Raw genomic sequence first — 20394 nt, 5'->3', positions numbered from 1 at the left:
TTATGGCAGACCGTGCTTTTCTTCGAGCGCCTTCACTGTGCCGTCGTCGATCAATCCCTGAATAATCCGATCAAGTTCTGCCTTGAGATCGGCAGCGCCTTCAGGAATGGCAACGCTTTTGCCGCCCTCGGCGGTTGTCTCAGTGACGAGCAGCACCTTCAGTCCATTCTGCCTGGCAAGTTCCAGCGCCGGTTCAGCGTCCATCAGCACCAACTGGAGACGCCCACTGGCAAGGTCGAGCGCCGCCTGATCGGCGCGTTCGTAACTGAAGACCTTATCCGCAGGCGTCAGGCCCGTTGCAACCAGATTTTTCTGGATCCAGCCCTCCTGAACCGTGCCGGTCTGGGCGCCGATAGCCAGTCCCGCGGCATCTTCCGGTTTGGTCATGACGATGGTTGTGTCGCTCGCGCCGATGAAGGCATCTTTCGTCATGCGGTAGGGAATGGTGAAATCGACCTTCTCTTCGCGCTCGGCAGTCGCCTGCATGGCGGCGATCACGGCATCGATCTTGCCCTCCTGAAGCGATGCGATCAACGAGTCGAACGGCATGTCGCGGATTTCAACCTCAACGCCGAGTTGTTCGCCGACGGCGCGGATGAGGTCCATGTCGAAGCCGACGAAGTTGCCGCTGGCGTCAATCGACTCGTAGGGCGGGTAATCTGCCGAGGTGCCGACGATGAGTTTGCCGGCTGCCCGGATCTGCGCCAGTTTCCCCGCCGTTTGTGCGGCGGGTTGGGTCGGTTGCGCCGGGGGTTGGGTCGGTTGTGCGGCGGGTGCTCCGCCACAGGCGCTGATCGCCAGCACGGCAACGATCAGCGCCAGGATGATCAGCATCTGTTTTTTCATAGCATTCCTCCTGATATGTCGTGTCTGCACGTTGCACGGGGCAGCAGACACAACGGGGGCATTTGATGGTGCGAAAAGTATAGCACAGGTTATCGAGGCGCCCTGCGCCGGTGTGGGCGGCAGCGCGCGACGCGCCCGCAGCCGAGGGGAAAAGCACTGCCCCGCAGCCGCCCGGCAGAGGCGACCGTCACCGCGCTGGTGTGGGCGGCAGCGCGCGACGCGCCCGCAGCCGAAGGGAAGGGCAGCGCACCGCAGCAGCCACCAGGAGGTGACGGTCACCTGGGGAGGGGAGCGCCCTGCGGTAGCCGCCCGGCAGAGGCGACTGTCACCGCGCCGATTTGGACGGCAGCGTGAGACGCGCCCGCAGCCGAGGGGAAAAGCACTGCCCCGCAGCCACCAGGAGGTGACGGTCACCGCGCCGGTGTGGGCGGCAGCGCGCGACGCGCCCGCAGCCGAGGGGAAGGGCAGCACACCGCAGCAGCCACCAGGAGGTGACGGTCACCTGGGGAGGGGAGCGCCCTGCGGTAGCCGCCCGGCAGAGGCGACTGTCACCGCGCCGGTGTGGGCGGCAGCGCGAGACGCGCCCGCAGCCGAGGGGAAGGGCAGCGCACCGCAGCCACCAGGAGGAGGTGACCGTCACCGCGCCGGTGTGGGCGGCAGCGCGAGACGCGCCCGCAGCCGAGGGGAAGGGCAGCACACCGCAGCAGCCACCAGGAGGTGACGGTCACCCGCGTCACCGCTGCGATGGTCATGCGGTAGCAATACTAGCGGTTGCGGATCTGAAAACCGCTCTGCGAAAAAGGAGAAACTCAAATGCCTTATGCTCGTCGAGATACGATCACCTGGCAACCCGGCATGTACTACCACATCTACAACCGTGGCGCCCACAAGATGCCCATCTTCCGCGAACCAGAAAACTACGCCTTCGTCTTGCAGCGAATCGGGCAATACGCTCAGGAGTTGCAAATCGCCGTCATCGCCTACTGCCTGATGCCCAATCACTACCATTTGCTGGTGCGTCAGGACGGCGGCTCGCCCGCTGGTCTGCTTCCTCAACGCGTCTTCAATAGCTATACGAAAGCCTTCAACAAACGATACCGCTGTAGCGGCACACTGTTTGAGCATCGTTTCAAGGCGAAACCTGTCATGGATGAAACGTATCTTCTTCACCTCTGCTGTTACATTCACGCCAATCCTGTTAAAGATGGCCTGGTGTCCGATCCGGGTCAGTGGTTATACAGCAACTACCTCGAGTGGGTAAGGAAGCGGCACAGTCTGCTGATAGACCAGAATTTCGTGCAAGCCCGGATAGACCAACCTCATGTCTATCGGGAGATGGTCTTGAAGTACCTCCGAAATCGTCGCCGCTAGCCTTCAGGCGACGGTTACGCCGCCTCCAGGATCAGCACCCAGTCCGGTCCGCCAATTGGCGAGACGAAAGTCACAATCTTTCGAGGGTGTGTCCCAATGGGATAGGTCGCTCCATTGCGTGGATCGAACCATGTCGAGCGAACATCTCCCTGCAAAAGACGCAGATCCACTCTCAACGACTGACCCGCCAGCGGAAAGTAGACCAGCCCATACGTTCCTTCACTGTCGCGGGTGGCGATGGGGTGTGCGGCGCGAACAGGATTCATCCGATCCTCCTGTTCCACAGGCAGCACGATGTGAGTTGCATCCGGCAACAGGTCTGGCGCAGGAATGCGGCTAAAGTATGGTCGTGAGAGCAGCAGATTCTTCAGGTGAACCAGTTGCTGCGCCCCCGGTCCGTAGATGGCCTCGTCCCATGCAGGCGACGGGAAGTTCATCGGTGCATATTTGGGCGACCACATTTGCCAGACGGAGTGGCTGCCATACGTGTGTCCACAAGCGCCTGCGAACACTGCACGGTATGCCTGCTTGCGCACATCGTAATCGGTAAAGCGGCCATACTCCGGTTTCCATGTGCGCAGGTAGGGGTCCACCGGATGATGCTCATAGTTCGGTTCGCTGTCCAGCACTGGCTTAATCGGCGCACGTGCATAGTCGGCGCGGATCATCTCCCAGTTGGGCGCGTCCATCAGGCTATGACCGGATTGAAGCATATTCATCGAGAGCCATTCGGCATCGTGGAGTGTGGTCGAGGAACTCATTCCGCCAGCCGGATGATATGTGATAAACGGCGTGAACCCCAATCCTTCGGCAATTCCCGCCGCCATCGCCGACCATATCGGTTCATAGCCAGCCGCCGGACGATCCCCGCCAAGGATCCAGATGATGTTCGTATCATCCCGATAGCGCTCACCAAGGAATCTTCCATAGATACGTGCATTCTCAGCATTGAAGATAGCTGGTCCAATACCCCACAGACGTGCATGCACTTTATCGCCCCACGTCGGCAATAGACCAACGTACAGTCCTTTTTCGGCAGCCAGGCGAATGATCGCGTCCACGTGGCGGAAATAGAACTCATTTGGTCGGGTGGGATCGTCACCAAGAAGCGGCGTATGCCCCTGTGCGTTAGGTGTGTGCAGTCCATCCAGTTCCGCCAGCGTCACTGCCTGAATCAGATTAAACCCCTGCTGACGCCGCACGTCCAGGTAGTGTTCGGCTTCAGGCAGACTCAAACGATGAAAGAGTTCCCAGGCGGTGTCGCCCAGCCAGAAGAACGGCTCGCCGCCCTCGGTCATGAGAAAACGTCGGTTTGTGCTGACACAAATGCGTGGCAAAGACATCGACTTCCTCCATTTTTCTGTCCCCCTCTGGGACAGCCGCAAGCGCTATGGCAGAATAGGACCAAAGTGAGATAGCGTATAACTCTAGCACATCGCATATACTTTAGATAACCCTTTCTTCCCCTCCTTCGCCAGGAGGCCCCGGTTGCTGCCGGGGCTTTCTGGTTTTCACTCCCGATCTGCCTGAGATGGTCTCAATCAGTGCAAATCCGTGTTCCACATCCACTGCGCCACGAACGCAGGACCAACAGGCGCGTGGTATCATATCACCGAACAATTGTTGAAAAAAGCGAGGTGGGCAATGAGCAGCACAACAGTCGAAGCAGCGCCGATTGTCTACCCTGACAGCGACGGGATGCCGATGGCCGATAACACGCAGCAGTTTCGCGCAATCGTGACCATTCAGGGGAACCTGGAGGCGCTGTTCCGCGACCGCGCCGATGTGTTCGTGGCGGGCGACCTGCTCTGGTACCCGGTGGAGGGGCGGCCCGACATCCGGCGTGCGCCGGACGCAATGGTGGTGTTTGGCCGACCGAAGGGGGACCGCGGCTCGTACCGCCAGTGGGAGGAAGACGGGATTGCGCCGCAGGTGGTGTTCGAGGTGCTGTCGCCGGGGAACACGCTGACCGAGATAGCGGCGAAGTTCGAGTTCTACGACCGGTACGGGGTGGAGGAGTACTACCTGTACGACCCGGCGCGGGAAGACCTGAGCGGGTGGCGGCGCGAGGGGGAGTGGCTGCGCGTGATCGAGGAGATCGACGGCTGGGTCAGCCCGCGGTTGGGGGTGATCTTCCGGTGTGAGGGGGATGCAGTGCGGATGTACCTGCCGGACGGGCGCCCGTTCCTGAGTTTTGTGGAACTGCAAGACCAACTCGAACGCGAGCGGCAGCGCGCCGAGGCGGAGCAGCAACGTGCGGAAGCGGAACGGCAGCGCGCCGAGGCGGAACGGCAGCGCGCCGAGCGCCTGGCAGCGCGCCTGCGCGCCCTGGGCATCGACCCGGACGCAGATACATAAACGACGACGGCGCAGAGACGTTGTACCACAACGTCTCTGCGCCGTCGCATTCGTTCCTACCGCACCACGAGCGGCAGGACGACCGTATACGTCCCTCTGGTCGGCGCCTCGGATGTCGCCGGTCCGTAGATGTGCGTTGAGCCGTCAGTGGTCTCCTCAACCAGCCAGTAGGTGTAGCGCACGCCCGGCGCTGCGGTTGTGTCGTTCCAGACGTATGCCGCGCCGCTGCTCGCGCTTCCCGTCGCCGGAATGAGGCGATCGGTAATGCGCACCGCATCGCTGCGGCTGCCGCTAGCGCTGCGCTCGATGTGGAAGCCGCGCGTCCCGTACTCCGCAGCCGTCTCCCAGCGAATGACCACGGCGTTTGCGTCGCGCTCGGCGCTGAAGCGCGTCAACTGGATGGCGGTCGGCGAGATCGGCGACAACCCCAGGTACCACGTCGGGTCGATCTGCCCTGGCGTCAGGGTAAAGATCGGCGTCCGGCCGGTCACTGGGTCGGCGTCGCTGTCGTTGCCCGGATCGCTCCCCTGGTGCGGCGGGCTGACGTAGTAGCCGGACGGGATGACAAACTCGATCCGGTAATCGCCCGGTTCAACGTCGGTGAACATGTAGTACCCGTTCGCATCGGTGATCTGCGTGGCGACGAGCGTTCCGTCGCTGCGCAGCAGCCGCACCTCAACGCCGCCGATCCCCGGTTCACCCGCCTCACAGATGCCGTCCACGTCGCGGTCGAGCCACACCAGGCTACCGACCGATGCCAGTTGATACAAACCGATGTCGATGTCGCGGCGCGCCTCGCCGGTGCTCAGGGTAATCGGGTTGCTGCGCCGCGTGGTGCGGTAAACGTCGGAGTCGAGCGCCTGGTCGCTTCCTGCTCCGCGCGGGCTGATACTACGCCCCGGCGTCGCGCCGACTCCCACGGTGTACGTGCCTGCGGGCAGGCCGTCGAACAGGTAGTTGCCGTTCATGTCGGTCGTGGTGGTGATCAGCAGCGTACCGGTCGAGTCGTAGAGCGCCACGACAATGCCGCTGACCCCCGTTTCTCCGGCGTCCTGGATGCCATTGGCGTTGGCGTCGTTCCAGACGCGGTCGCCGATGCTGGCGAGTCCCTGGTAGCCGAAGTCCACGTCAGTGCGCGCCTGTCCGGTGCTCAACGTCACACCAGTGACCACGTCAGGCGTGTCGGCGCTGTCCAGGTCGTAGGTGGCGCTCACGCCGCCGGGTAGGGTCGAGGCATCGACCCGCACGGTGTACGTTCCAGCCAGCAACCCATCGATCAGATAGTTGCCGCTGGCGCCGGTGGTATCGAACGGTTCGTTCGGATCACGCACGCCGTTGTTGTTCAGGTCGAGGTAGACAATCACGCCGCTGATCCCCGGTTCACCGGTGTCCTGCGCCTCGTCGCCGTCGAGGTCGAGCCACACGCGGTCGCCGATGCTGGCAGTGCCACGGTAGCCGAAGTCCACGTCGGTGCGCGTCGCGCCTGCTGCCAGCGATGCAGTTGCCGCGTGCGGCGTTGCAGCGGCGCCGTCCAGGTCGTAGGTCTGGCTGACCCCTGCCGGCAGCGTGGTCGTATCCACGCGCACGGTGTACGTTCCGCCCGCCAGACCGCCGAAGAAGTAGAAGCCGTCCGCGTTGGTCGTCGCTGTGGGTTCGCCAGCGTCGAGGACGCCGTTGTTGTTCAGGTCGAGATAGACCGTCACGCCGCCAATCCCCGGCTCACCGGCGTCCTGCACGCCATCGCCGTTGCGGTCGAGCCACACACGGTCGCCAAGCCCGGCGTCCGCCAGTTCGCCGAAGTTGTAGTTGATGCCGTCGGTTCCGGCGGGCAGGACGATGGCGCCGATCACGTCGTTGCTGACGAGCGCGCCGACGGGTATGCCGCCGATTGTGCCGACGCTGTCCAGCCCGTCGCTGTAGATCAGCGGCTGCGTCTCGTTGATGGTGTATGTGCCCGCCAGCAGGTTCTCGAAGCGGTAACTGCCATCCGCCAGGGTCAGCGTCGTAGACACGACATTCCCCAGGCTGTCGAGCAGGGTGACGGTCACGCCGCCGATACCGCTTTCACCTGTGTCGAACACGCCGTCGTTGTCGCTGTCCACGTAGACGAAGCCGCTCAGGGTGCTGAGGGTTTCGCCGAAGTTCTGGCCGGTCAGGCCGGTGAGCGGAACCGTGACGCTCAGCGTGTTTGGCGTCGAGCTGCCGTAGCCGGTCGGCTGCGTCTGCTCGATGGTGTAGTTGCCCGCCGGCAGGTTCTCGAAGCGGTAGCTGCCGTCTGCCAGGGTGGTCGTTGTGGAGACGACATTCCCTAGGCTGTCGCGCAGCGTAATCGTCACGCCGCCGAGACGCCCGCTCTCGCTGCCGTCGAGCGTTCCGTCGCGGTCGGTGTCGATCCAGACGACGCCGCTGACGAAGGTTCCCAATTCGCCGAAGTCGTAGTTGGCCGCATCGACCCCTGCGCCAAGCACGATGGTGCTGACCTGATCGTTGCTCAGGTCGCCGCCTGCCGTGCCAACGCGGTCGCGTCCATCGTTGTACGCCGCCGGTTGCGTCTCGCTGACGGTGTACGTCCCTGGACGCAGATTGTCGAAGATGTAGAAGCCGGTGATCGTGGTGGTGGTCGTCAGGGTCACCGGGTTGCCGAGGTCGTCGGTTCCCGTCAAGGTGAGGGTGACGCCGCCGATGCCCGGTTCACTGGCGTCAGGCACGCCGTTGTCGTTGTCGTCGCGGTAGACCAACCCCGACAGGCTTGCCGGACGCAGTTCGCCGAAGTTGTTGTTCAGGCTCGCGCCGCCTGGCAGCAGGGTGATGCTGGCGATCCGGTCGTTGACCGTTGTGTCGCCGCCGAGCGTCCCTGCCGTGTCGCGCCCGTCGAGGTAGCCGGACGGCTGCGTCTCGATCACGGTATAGGTTCCCGGACGCAGGTTGTCGAAGGTGTAGAAGCCGGTGATCGTCGTGGTGGTCGTCAAGTTCACCGGGTTGCCCAGGTCGTCGGTTCCGCTCAGGGTGACGGTCACGCCGCCAATGCCGTTCTCGCCCGCGTCGAAGACTCCGTCGTTGTCGTCGTCCTCGTACACGAACCCGGCGATGCGGGCTGCCGGCACCTCACCGAAGTCATACCCCGTCGCAGCAACGCCCGCATTCAGGGTGATATTGCCGATCACGTCGTTGCTGAGAATGCTCCCGCCTGCGCTGCCGACAGTCTCGGCGCCGTCGAAGTAGCCGGACGGCTGCGTCTCGCTGACGGTGTAGGTTCCCGGACGCAGGTTGTCGAAGGCGTAGAAACCGGTGATCGTGGTCGTGGTCGTCAGGATTACCGGGTTGCCCAGGTCGTCGGTTCCGCTCAGGGTGATAGTCACGCCGCTAATGCCCGGCTCGCTCCCGTCGCGGCTGCCGTTGTTGTTGTCGTCGCGGTAGACCAACCCCGACAGGCTCGCCGGGCGCAGTTCGCCGAAGTTGTTGTTCAGGCTCGCGCCGCCTGATGGCAGGGTGATGCTGGCGATCCGGTCGTTGACCGTCGTGTCGCCGCCGAGCGTCCCTGCCGTGTCGCGCCCGTCGAGGTAGCCGGACGGCTGCGTCTCGCTGACGGTATACGTTCCCGGACGCAGGTTGTCGAAGGTGTAGGCGCCGGTGATCGTCGTCGTGGTCGTCAGGGTCACCGGATTGCCCAGGTCGTCGGTTCCGCTCAGGGTGATGGTCACGCCGCCGATGCCGTTCTCGCCCGCGTCGAAGACGCCGTCGTTATCGTCGTCCTCGTACACGAAGCCAGCGATGCGGGCGGGCAACAGTTCGCCGAAGTTGTTGTTCTCGCCGTTGGTCGAGGTGTTGACCGGCAGCACAATGGCGCTCAACACGTCATTGCCGGTTGTGCCGCCCTGCGTGCCGATGGAGTCGATTCCGTCCAGGTAGCCGGACGGCTGCGTTTCGATCAGGCTGTAGACGCCCGGATAGAGATTGTCGAAGCGGTAGAAGCCGGTGATCGTCGTGGTGGTCGTCAGCAGGACGCTGTTGCCCAGGTGGTCGGTTCCCGACAGCGTGATCGTCACGCCGCCGATGCCACTTTCGCTCCCTTCGAAGATGCCGTTGTTGTTGGTATCGACATAGACGAAGCCGCTCAGACTGTTGCTGCGGATGGTGAGCGTGTCGGACGACTCGACCGGCGTCTGCACCCGTTCGGTCGGATCATTGCCCGGCAGACTGCTCGACTCCGCCACGCGCGCGGTGTTGGTGATGGTCGTGCCCGGCGTCACCGTGCCGCTCAGGTTGACGCGGAAGGTGAAGGTCACCGTGGCGCCAGCCGGTATCGGTCCGCCCTCGTAGCGCACGTTGCTGCCGGTGCGCGACGGGGTGAACGTCGCCGGGTAGTCGCTCCCCGCCATGCCGAAGATCGTGGTGGCTGCGTCGAACTCCGGCGGCAGCGTGTCGGTGATGACCACGTCGAAGGCATCCGCTGTGCCAGTGTTCGTCACCGTCAGCGTGATCGTGATCGGATCGCCCGCATTCGCTACCGTCTGCACGATATTCTTGTTGATCGTCAGCCGCGGCTCGACGACGCGCACCGTTTCGGTGTCGGTGAACGTGCGGGTGACATTCGAGCCGTCGGTGTAGCGCATGGTTGCGGTGTTGGTCAGAACGGTCTGTCCCGGCGGGATCAGCCCGACCATTCCCGGTTCGTTGAGCGCCCGCACCCGCGCCACCACCAGGAAGCGGTTGTTCGCCGCGTTGTTGTCGCCCGTCACCACGACGTCGCCGTCGAATGTGAAGGTGACATCATCGCCGCTGCCTGCGCCGCCGGTGACGGTGATCGACGGCACAGTTCCGGCGAAGTCCTGCACCAGCAGCCCGCCGCTCTGCGCCGCGTCGGTGATGACCGTGAACCCTTCATAGTCGAGTCCCGCAGGGAGATCATCGGTCAACACCAGGTTGCGGGTCGCGCCTTCCGGCAGATCGATGATCAGGGTGTAACTGATGACCTCGCCGATCGTGACGTCTGTGCCGCTCGTGTGCGCCGCGCTGGTGCTCAGGATCGCTTTGCTGAAGGCGCCCTGCCCGACAGAGTGCGTGGCGCTGCTGCTGGCGCTGCGGCTGCGCTCACGGTCGGTTCCATCGCTGACGCCGGTGGCATCCGGGCTGAGGTTCTGGTTCGGACCGGGCAGGCTGGTGTAGGTCAGCGCAGCGGTGTTGGTGATAACCTCGCCAGGCTGGACGCTCTGCCGCAGCACGCCGGTGATCGTCAGCGTCACGGTCGCGCCACGGGTGAGCGTGAACGGCGTCGTGGTCGTGAGCGTGTTGATCGCCACGCCAAAGTTGCCGGTGATGTCGCCGTCAACCGAGTGGGTGGCATTCACATTTGCAATCGTGATTGGCGCGGTGAGCGATGAACCGATTGTTGCCGGCAGCGCGTCGGTCATCGCCACGTCGAAGGCGTCCGCCAGGCTGCGCGCCGTATGGCTCAGGGTAATGGTGTAGGTCACGGTATCGCCGGCATCGCCGGTCAACGGGGCTACCGACTTGGCAATCGCCAGTTCCGGCTCGACGACTGTGACCGTTGCGCCGTTTGGATCGATCAACAGACTGACCGGCGGCTGCGGCGTTGTCGGCACATCGAACTGCCCGCTGTTGGTCAGTGTCGTCTGGCTGCTGCTGAGGCCGGTGTTGCCTGTCACATCAAGCACAACCGCCTGGTAGCGGATAAAGAAGGTGTTGTTGCGCAGGTTGTTATCGCCCGGCAACGTAATCTGGTCGAACTCGAAGCGGATGCCGGTTCCGTTCAGGAACTGTGCGCTGCCGATTGGCGTCACCGAAGGATCGGTCGTATCGCTGAAGACCCCGTTGAACGCCAGGCTGCCCGCGCCAGCCGGGTGCCCGCTGTTGAGCGGCGGGTCGCCGGCGGCGAGCGCGCCGGTGATCAGCGTCGCGCTGCCCGGCAGGTATGCCATGCCAGAGGGCACGGTGTCGGTGATCACCAATCCACCCGTCACGCCTTCCGGCAGACTGACGGCAATGCGGTAGGTGACGATCTCGCCAATAGTCACGTCTGTGCCGGTGGTCGAAGGCGCAGCCCCTTCGATCACCGACTTCGATGCCACGACCGGAGCAATGGCAGTGGTCGTCACCGATGATATGAGACCATAATTGTTGAGTTGCGTATTGTCCAGATTGCAGTTGCCAGGCAGACCGCTGCACTCCGGCGGGTTGGGCACATCGGCGCCGGTGCGTTCATCCGAGTTGGTTCCGGGTGTGCTGCTCCAGAACATCGACGCGCGGTTGGTGATAATCTGGTCAGTCGTCACGGTGCTCGTCAGGTTGCCGGTGAAGGTGATGATCACCGTCGCATTGAGCGGCAGGGTGATGGGTGCAGTGGTGCGCAGGATGCGATCCGGTCCGACGGTGGCGATCTCGAAGTCGGCGGCGCTGATGCCCGGCGCACCGGTTTCACTGACCGCGACGATGGTCGGGTTGAAGATTTCGGGCGCAATCGTGTCGCTGATCACGACGTCGTAGGCGGTCATGTCGCTGCGCGGCGCGCTGTTCTCGATGCGCAGCGTGTAGGTGATCGGATCGCCGGCGTCGGCTGCTGCGCCGCTGACCGACTTCAGGATCGATGGCGTTGGCTCGACGATCATCACGCGCGGCTCGGTCGGATCGCGCAGTTCGCGGTCAACGCCGCTGTAGCCGTTCGTGTAGCGCAGCGCGCCGCCGTTGTCGCGGGTGGCGCCGCTCTGGTTCGCCGTTGTGTTGGTGACGATCAGGCGGACGCGGATGATGAAGGCGTTGTTGTTCGGGTTGTTGTCATCGGCGATGGTGACGTTGCCAAAGGAGAAGAGCGCATCAACGCCATCCTGACCGAGCGTTCCCGTGCCGGAGACCGTCAACGTCGGCGATGCGACCGCCGCCGGATCGCTGAAGGGTTGGGTGAGCAATCCGCCGGCAGCCGTCACAATCTGGTAGCCAAGACCGCCGTTGAACGAGGTGTCGAAACGCATCCCGTCGGGCACGGCATCGACAACGCGCAGGTTGTTCGTCGTCCCTTCGGGCAGGGTCACGAGCAGGTCGTAGAGCACCGCCTCGCCGATGGTGACGCTGTCGCCGGAGGTTCCCGGCACGCTGCTGTCGTCGTCGGAAATGCCGCCACCCTGGAATTGCTTGTCGAACGTCGGCGCCGCCAGGTGGTTCAGCGCAATTGCGCCGATGCTGTAGTTGTTGCGGATTCCGTTGTTCGACGGCGGCGTGTTGTTGGTCGGGTTGGGCACACCCTGCCCGGTGCGCTCGCCGTTCTGCTCGCCTGCTGTCCCCGCGCCGACGTCCGAGCCGGTCGGGTTGCCGAGGGTGCCGCGCGCTCCCGGCAGGCTGGTGTACTGCACCCGCGCTGTGTTCGTGATCTGCGTGCCCGCGACTGTGCCCGAAACCACGCGCACCGTTGCCGTGATGACGACATCATTCCTGCCGGAGGTGATGTCCTGCACCGAGTCGAGGCGATCCAGCGTATAACTGATCACACTGCCGACGCCAAGGATCGAGCCGTTGGTCGCGGTTGTTCCCGTGGGCGCGGCGATCTGCACGCTGAGGAGTTCGAGCGACGGCGGGAGCTGGTCGAAAACCGTCACATCAAAGGCAGCGATCTGATCAACCAGCGCAAAGCCGACATTCGTTGTAATCGGCGTGCCGGTCGGCGCTGTTTGCACCGCGAATGTGCGTCCGGCGTTGATCGCGCCGCCAGTGACGTAGACCTGCGCGCCGATCACCGCTTCCAGGTGCGAGTCGAACTCCGGCACACGCTCGAGGGTCAGGGTCGTGCCGCTCAGATTGGTGACACGGTAGACGCCGTTCTGACCGACAGTACTCTGGTTCTTCACCAGAATGCGCGTGCCGACCGGGAAGTTGATCGCGTTGACCGCAACACCGTCGATGGATGTCGCTGTTATGGTCAGCGTTCCGCGCCCGAATGTCCCGCCGCTGGAGTTGAATATTCCGCCTCCCAGATTTCCAGTCGTCGCCACAGCCACGGTCATTGCTGGCGCCACCTCGCGCCAGTTGAGATTGCCCGCGTTGAGCGCCGGAACCGGCCCGTCCAGGTAGTAGGTTCTGCCCACCAGCGTGGCGCCTTCCTGGACGATCACACGGTAGCCGAGCGCCAGTTCCGCCGTGCTGTCGAGGTCGGTCGCGCGGTCCCAGACGCGCGCGCCGGTGAATGGATCGATGAAGACCAGCGTGTAGACGCCGTTCTGCGTTGCGTCCGTCTGGCTGCGCACCAGAATGCGGTCGCCGACGTTGAGCGTCACGCCATCGACCGTGACTGGCGCATTGGCGAACTGCCCGGTTCCGCCAAAGCCGCCGGTAGCGTTGAAGCCGGCGACATTCCCCGTCGTGGCGACGCGCACCGGAACTGCCGGGCTGGTGGGCCAGGCGACGCCATTAGCGAAGCGCAGCGTGTAGGTGAAGACATCCCCGGCATCAACCGGCGGCGCGCTGGCGAGTGTCTTGCTCAGGTTGTTGATCTGCGGCTCGACGACCGTGATGCGGTTGGCATCGTTCTGTGCAGAAGTCGATCCAACCTGCGACCCGCTGCGGAAATATTGAAAGTCGTTGTTCAACAGCACGCCGCTCTGATTGCCGGTATTGAACGTGTTCAGCACCTGAGCGTTGAACTCGATGACGATGAACTCCAGGTCATCATCATTATCGTTGTTGACAACGTTTCCCAGACGGAAGTAGACATCATCCCCATTATCGTAGGTGTCTGCACTACTGGAGACGACGTTGCTCGACGACACATTGCCGTCGAACGCAGTCTCCTCGCCGATTGCCAGCCCATTGCCGCTGCCGACCGCCAGGCTCAACCCAATGACCGTGTCCTGGTTACCGGTGATATTCAAACCGGCGCCGCTCAACGCAGGAACCTGTGCACCGGCGCTCGTCGAGGTGATGCCGCCGCTGTTGCTGACGAACGCAACCCGCACGGTGTTGTCGTTGACGAAGCGCATGCCGGTGGGAATGCGATCCAGCAGTTGCAGGTTTGGCGACGTGCCCTCTGGGATCGTCGTCACCAACCGGTAGCGCACGATCTCGCCGGGCGCCGCGATGTTGCCGAAGGCGATCACCGCGTCGATGTCGATGTCGAACTGTGTCGTGTCACCATCGCCGCGGATTTCGAGCCGCGTGATGTTGCGCAGGTCGAGACCCGGCGCCGTACCTGCTGCGACGGTTGTGCTGTTCGGACCGAGCAGGCTTTGCGGCGCGAGCGCGAATGTCGAAGCGTTGAAGTTGCTTGTGGCGAAGCGCCAGCGCCATTTGGTGCCGTCGGCGTCCTGGAGGTGCACGTCAATGGAATCCGCACCATTTCCGGCAACCAGGCGCGCAGAGAGCGCCAGCGCGGCGTGGTTCGACAGATCGACCGGCGTGGCGAAGGCGATGAAGCCGCCGCCCTGCTCGGTTGCGCTTCCTGAAACGCGGATGAATGTCGAGGATGTGATGACATTGCCCGGCGTATTCCAGGTATTGGTTCCGCCCAGGAAGCCATCGAACCCGGTGTTGGTGAAATCCGCCAGCACCAGCGGGTCGGCGGTATGCGCCTCGGACGTGGCGACGATCCGCTTCGCCAGGGTTGGCGAGACGATTGTAACGGTTGCGGATTCGCTGCCGGAGTAGTCGTTGATGCCGCCAGAGCCGTTGCGCTCGCCGGTGGCGCTGCCGCTCGCTCCTGCGGTCGAGCCGAAGAACCCGCCCGTGCCGGTATTCCCCGGCAGGCTGGTGTAGGTCAGATTCGCGGTGTTCGTGATCGTCTGCCCCGGAACAACCGTGACATTCAGGGTCGCCCGGTAGGTGATGGTCACGTTACATCCCGGCGGCACACGCCCGATCGTCACGTCCACTGTGTTCCCCGCGCTGGCGTTGGTGACGCCGGTGGCGCAGCCGCCTGCGGACGTCGCCGAGACGCTCGTGGTAATAAGGGTTGTATCAGACGGCAACGTATCGAGGATGCGCGCGTCGAAAGCGTCGCTCACCGTCGCGCCGGTCGCGTTCGTGAAGGTGACCGTGTAGGTGATCACGTCGAACGCATCGCCGCTCGTCGGGCTGGCAGTCTTGTTGTTGGTCGTCGCGTTGAACGCGATATTCGGCTCAACGACCGTAACGCTCACCGGCGCCGAGGGGTAAGTCTCGAACGCGCCGAAGCCGGAGGGATTCATGCGCGCCACCATGGTATTGTCGCGGACGTCGCCGGCATCGTTTGGATCAAAGGTGTTATTATCGACGATCGCGTTGAACTCAACGACAATGAACTCTTCGCCTGGGTCGTTGTCGTTGTTCGACAGGTTGCCAAAGCGGAAGAAGACATCGGTTCCGCTGCTGTAGGCATCCTGGTTGGTCGTTTCGTCGCTGGAGATGTTGCTATCCCCAAAGATGCAGGTGATGCTCGACGAGGGCAGAGTTGTCGGGTTCAGCACATTCGCCAGCGTCGTCACGCCAGACGGACTGATTGCCGGGCAGGAGACCGGCGCAACGTCATAGACGCCTGTTGTCGTGATGTTGTTGTTGGCGATGAACGCGAAGCGCGCCGATCCATCGTTGAGGAAGGTCAACCCCGGCGGCAGCCGATCCACCAGCGAGAAGGCGTAGACCGAGGCTTCCGGTCCGCCAATCGCAATGCGGAAGCGCACGATCTCGCCGATAGTCACGTTGCTGCCGGTAGTGTGCGACTCAGACGTAGCGACCAGCGCCTTGCCCGGCGTCACGACCGGGATGGTGAACGCGACGGAACCGGTGGCGGCGTAGTCGTTCAGCGCGCCGCCGGGTCCATCGGCGCCGGTGCGTTCGGTCGAGGCAGTGGTGTATGTCGAGCGCTGCCCCGGATCGCCGTCGAGCGACGTCCAGCGCAGGAATGCCGTATTTGTGATGGTTGCGCCGGGCATGGCGGCGTTGGAGAGCGTGCCGCGCACGACGATGCTGATCGTGCGCCCCTGCGCAAGGTCAATCGGCGTCGGGTTGCTGAGCGTCCAGGACGTGGCATTGCTGCCGGTCAGCGTGAAATCGGCGGTCGTCAGCAGACCGGCGCTGTCGGTGACGCTCAGCACTGCTGGCGTGAGAATGAGCGAGCCGCTGCCAAACGGATCGATGGGCAGCGCGTCGGTGATCACCGCATCGTAGGCGTCGGTCTGGCTGCCCGCCATGTGGCTGATCGTGATAGTGTAGTCGATGATATCGCCAGCGTCGTAGATGCCAGGCGGCAGAGTCTTGCCCACTGCCAGGGTCGGCTCGATGATCGTAACGTTTTCGGCTTCGACCGGCAGCAGCGTGTATAATCCCTGCCCTGGAACGTTCCACGAAAAATCGGCGCGGTTGTTGCGCTGCGCGTCGCTCTGATTGGCGGCAGTATTCAGCACCACAGCGCGGTAGGTAATGACGATCGTTTCGTCAACGGTATTGACCCGGTCGGTGTTGGTGATCGTCCCGAAATTGAACACAATCGTCTGCCCGCCTGCGCCAATCGTGGTGTTGGCGGGAGTTGCGCCGATGGTCGGCAATCCGCCGCCGGCAAAACTGAGCGCCGGGGATGCCGTAACGCCGGTCACATCGACGAACGCCAGCCCGGCGTCGAGGGTGTCGGTCAGGATCGCGTTCGTGGTCACGCCTTCGGGAATGGTGATTGTCAGCGTGTAGGTGACCATTTCGCCAATCACGACCCGCTGGCGCGTGTTCGTGGCACTCTCGATTTCTGTAGCGGTCAGGACCTTGGCAATCGCCGGACGGCGAATGATCACAAGCGCCGTATCCGACGCGGGCTGATCGTCGATGCCGCCGTCGGTCGTGGCGACGTTCGTCAGCGTCGCAGTGTTGATGATCTCCTGGTTTGGCTCAACATTGTCGCCAAGGGTCACGTCATAGGTGATGATCACCGTATTCGAGCCATTCGTCACTTCGACGATATTGCTGCGCGGACCGGAGGCGCCGCGGCTGAGACCGCCGGGCCGGTCGTCGCGAGTGGGCGCCGTAGTGTTGCCTGTCGTGTAATTATCCGCCAGCACAACGCTGAAAGCGCCGGTTGCCGGGTCGTAAGTCGCGTAGTAGTCGCTGACGCCGGCATTCGTCCAGGCGACTGGCGTCGTGTTGAGGGTGATGGGACCGGTCGTGCTGAAGGCGCGGTTGGCGTTGCTGCTCAACCCGCCGAGCACCGCGACGCGATAGCCGCCCGTCAATTCCGCGTCATTGTCGAAATCGCCGGCGCGGGTCAGGGTCGCCTGATTAGTGCCGACGAAGACGGCTGTCACAACATAGATGCCGTTCTGCGTTGCGCCGGGCTGATCCTTCACCAGCACCCGATCCCCCACGTTCAGCGTCACACCGTCGATGTTGCGTGGCGCATTCGTGAACTGACCGTTGTTCGGCGACGTGGCAAACGTCGCGCTGGTCAGCGGTCCGGTGGTGGCAACCCGTACCGTGCCGCTGACGACATCACCGGTGAGCAGCGTGCCATCGCCGCGGCGGACGGCAAAATTGGCGGCTGCCAGCGTCGCCGGGCGCACATAGGCGGCGGGGATGGCGTCGGTCACAGTGACGTCGTAGGCGTCGCCGCGTCCTTCGTTCTGGAGCACAATCGCATAACGCACCCGGTCGCCGGCATCAGAGAGTTCCAGTGAATCGGACGCGCCGATTGCCAGCGCCTGCGTGCGCGTGTAGACCGGCGTGCCGCTGAACGATGTCGGACCGTTGGGCGGGTTGAACGTCACGCCGCCGAGGGTCAGACCGGTGGTGTTATAGCCGACGATGCCCTTGTTGATCGTCACATTCGGGCGGATGACCTCGAACATGACAATCTCATCGAAGTATTGCGACCCGGCGTTGGTGGAGAACTCATTCACCCGCAACTGATTGGTCAGGAACAGGTCGTTGGCAAAGGCGGCATCAGCGACGCGCATGGTCACCAGGATGTCGATGAGCGATGAGCGCCGTCCGCCGTCCACATCGTCGTGCCAGCCAAAGTTGAGGGCAAAACTGTTCCCGGCTGCGTCGGTAGTAATGAACGGCGCCCAGGTGATCGGGTCGGTATTGAAGGCATTGAATGTCGAATTCGACTGGCGGAAGTGCTGGTTGGCGTTGGTGGCGCCCGCCGTCACGCCGACGAGCGGGCCATTCGTGAGTTCGCGCGCGGTGTCGAAATCGGCGGCGCGGTCCCAGGCGCCGGTTGCAGCGTTTACAACTACATAGACGCCATTCTGCCGCGCGTCGGTCTGATCTTTCACCAGAACGCGGTCGCCATTCGTCAGCGCGACGCCGTCGATGGTCGTGGGTGCGCCACTGAATGAGCCAATGCCGGCAGGATTGTAGCCGGAAATATTCGCGGTCGTCGCCACGCGTACCGTTGTTGGCGGGTTGATCGTCGTCAGGTAGGTGTCGGACGGTCCGCGTGTCACCGTATTGGCGCCGGGGATCGTGCCAGGCGCGGCAGCCGCATCGAAGAACAGACGATCCGGCACGGGGAAGACCGGCAGCGGCGGGAAGTCGATAAATTGAACATTCTCGAAACTGCTGATCGGCAGGTGGTAGGTCAGCCGGTAGGTCACCAGGTCGCCTGGCTGCACCGTCACCGGATCGCCGAGGTCGGTCGTCTGCCCATTGAGCGCATAGAGCGTCTTGCTGCGGTCGCCGATCGGCAATGCAACGCTGGCGCTGGTATCGTCGGTCGCCTGCCCGATTACGGTGGGAGTCGGGCTGTTGATCGTGGTGGTATTGATCTGTTCGCCGCGGATCAACGGCACGCGGTTGCGCAGAATGTCGAGCTGGTCGACCGAGCGGTCGCCGGAGGGGAAATCATCGCTGAACTCGTCCTTGACCTCGGTGTAGAATGTGATGCGCCCGCGGGTTGGACCGAAGAGGGGCGGATTGTTATTCTGCGGCGCGCCGCCGGCATTCGGAATATCGCCGCCGACGAGTCGCCCGCTGACGCCGCGTGCGATCAGTTCCTGCGAAATGTTGAAGCGTACATAGGTTGTGCCGCTGATCGACGGCGCCGGCGGGTTGATCACAAACACCGGACCGGACGGCGGGCTGGTCGGGTCGGAGAGGGGCGTGCCGCGGGTCGTGAAGCGCTGCTCGTACACAATTGTGCCACTACCGCTGAATGGCGCAGTTGCGATGTTGGTGCGACCAGGCGACGCGCCAGTAACATATGCATTCTCGACCTGAAGGGTCGGAACGGTCGAACTGCCGGTGGTGCGCACAAAGAGTCGCTGCCCGTCAGAAAGAATATCTTCGAGGTAGACGTTCTGAACCGCAAAATAATCGGAGACCTGAAAATCGATGTTGTAGCGCAGCAGTGTCTGTCCAGGAATGATCGAACCGCCGGTGGGCGCAAGGGTGGTGCGATCCACCGGCGTGACCGACTTCTGGGTTGCGAGCGAGTGCTGTTGAAGGGTATGCGCATCCGGCGGCAGGGTGATCGTTATCGGCGTTGGCGTATCGCGTGTATCGATTGGCGTCCATGCTGCGGATGAACTGCCGGTGTTGTTGGCAAACGTCGAGTCGGTTCCCTGCGGCACGGTCGGTGTGGCGGCGCTGGTGTCGCGCGGGATGTAGAACTCGAACTCGAACGACGCATCGACGCCGCGCACGCCGGTCTTGTTGCCGAACGTGTAGGTCAGCGTTCCGCCCGGCGCCGCAGGCGTGGCGGTGCCGGAAAGGTTCGCCGGGCTGAAGACTTCAGTTGGCACGCCGGGCGAGTTGTAAAGACGCGCGCTCATCTGTGCGGCGGTATTGCCGGTGATGCGCATGCTGTTCGCCAGAATATCGGTGATCTGCAAACCGGTGACCGGCTGACCGTCGGCAATATCGACATCCAGGCGGTAGCGGCGCGGATAGTTGCGCCCGGTCGCAGTTTCGTTCTCCGGTCCGAGGTAGGTCTTGGTCAGTTGCCAGAGAATCGGCGTGACATCACCGTCCGAAGGGGTCGTCTGGCGGATCGGCGGGTCGGCGCCGGGGTTGTCGAGCGGGTCGGCGCCGTAGCGGAACCCGGCAATAGCGGTGACCGGCAGCGGCGTGCCAAGGTCTGCCAGGTTGCTGGTGCGCAGCGTTACAGTGACGGGTGCGGGCGGCTGCGTATTCGTGAAACTGCCGAACGGCAGGGTCAGGACCGCAATCGTATCACCGTTCTGGAAGCGCGTGCCATAGCCCGGCACACTCAGCGTCTGCCCGGTCAGCGGATGGACGTAGGTTGGTCCGCTAATCGTGATCAACTCCAGTCCCGGCAGCGGCTGCCCCAGGTAGGTCGCGCTCATGCCGGTCGTAACCAGTCCGTCGAACGACGGGGCGCCGTCGGGACCGGTGGTGTCGAGAAACAGGTCGATATACGGACCGTAACCGGTCTGATCGCCGCTTCCGGTGCTGGCATTATCGAAGGTGACGGTCAGAGTCACCGGTTCGCCGATCAGACCGCTCGCGCCGGCGACTGTAGCGACCGGCAAGGGATCACCGGCGGCAAAGGCGATCGTTCCAAGCAGAAAACGACCGATGGTAATAGCGCTCACAAGCACGGTGAGAAGCGGCGTGAGCCGCAGAATTGGATGACGGCGCATGGTCCTTAACCCTTTCTCGAAGATGTGACCGATGTTTGTGTGAAAGGTAACAACGTGGTACCTGATAATGTGTTATTTTTATCTGAGAGTATATGCAGCGGGCATAACCAGAACGTAACAAAATGGTTTCGAGATGATCGCAGAATCGATCATCCGCATGCGCGTCGGGGCGGGTCTCAGACCCGTCCGTCCAAGGGGCGGTCAGAGACCCGCCGTGGGGCAATCATCCGCATGCACGTCGGGGCGGGTCTCA

Annotated in this window: 5 protein-coding genes; 2 read left to right on the top strand and 3 right to left on the bottom strand. The window is 63.2% G+C overall.

Annotated elements, in window-relative coordinates:
* Positions 1-846: an ABC transporter substrate-binding protein gene (locus AC3EA7_RS03780; RefSeq protein ID WP_488612698.1), complete on the bottom strand. Its 846-nt coding sequence runs from the start codon at positions 844-846 to the stop codon at positions 1-3.
* 813 nt (positions 847-1659) lie between these two features.
* Here AC3EA7_RS03780 and AC3EA7_RS03775 point away from each other — a divergent pair.
* Positions 1660-2217 (top strand): transposase, encoded by a 558-nt coding sequence (locus AC3EA7_RS03775; RefSeq protein ID WP_488612697.1) that lies wholly within the window; start codon positions 1660-1662, stop codon positions 2215-2217.
* A 14-nt stretch (positions 2218-2231) separates the two neighbouring features.
* On the opposite strand, the gene AC3EA7_RS03770 is transcribed toward AC3EA7_RS03775, so the two are convergent.
* Positions 2232-3560, bottom strand: coding sequence for a glycoside hydrolase family 140 protein (locus AC3EA7_RS03770; protein WP_488612696.1), 1329 nt, complete (start codon positions 3558-3560; stop codon positions 2232-2234).
* 301 nt (positions 3561-3861) lie between these two features.
* On the opposite strand from AC3EA7_RS03770, the gene AC3EA7_RS03765 reads away from it, so the two are divergent.
* Complete coding sequence (locus tag AC3EA7_RS03765; RefSeq protein ID WP_488612695.1) at positions 3862-4575, top strand: Uma2 family endonuclease; 714 nt, start codon at positions 3862-3864, stop codon at positions 4573-4575.
* 56 nt (positions 4576-4631) lie between these two features.
* On the opposite strand, the gene AC3EA7_RS03760 is transcribed toward AC3EA7_RS03765, so the two are convergent.
* Positions 4632-20141: an SdrD B-like domain-containing protein gene (locus tag AC3EA7_RS03760; protein ID WP_488612694.1), complete on the bottom strand. Its 15510-nt coding sequence runs from the start codon at positions 20139-20141 to the stop codon at positions 4632-4634.
* Positions 20142-20394: the final 253 nt, after the last annotated feature.

The sequence above is a fragment of the Roseiflexus sp. genome (assembly GCF_057785375.1).
The sequence above is the reverse complement of the archived record's forward strand: the minus strand, read 5'-3'. Positions and strand labels throughout refer to the sequence as shown.

Excerpts from the sequence above, each read along its gene's own strand:
- AC3EA7_RS03780 (WP_488612698.1), bottom strand. The coding sequence starts at position 846 with ATGAAAAAACAGATGCTGATCATCCTGGCGCTGATCGTTGCCGTGCTG.
- AC3EA7_RS03770 (WP_488612696.1), bottom strand. The coding sequence starts at position 3,560 with ATGTCTTTGCCACGCATTTGTGTCAGCACAAACCGACGTTTTCTCATG.
- AC3EA7_RS03775 (WP_488612697.1), top strand. The coding sequence starts at position 1,660 with ATGCCTTATGCTCGTCGAGATACGATCACCTGGCAACCCGGCATGTAC.
- AC3EA7_RS03760 (WP_488612694.1), bottom strand. The coding sequence starts at position 20,141 with ATGCGCCGTCATCCAATTCTGCGGCTCACGCCGCTTCTCACCGTGCTT.
- AC3EA7_RS03765 (WP_488612695.1), top strand. The coding sequence starts at position 3,862 with ATGAGCAGCACAACAGTCGAAGCAGCGCCGATTGTCTACCCTGACAGC.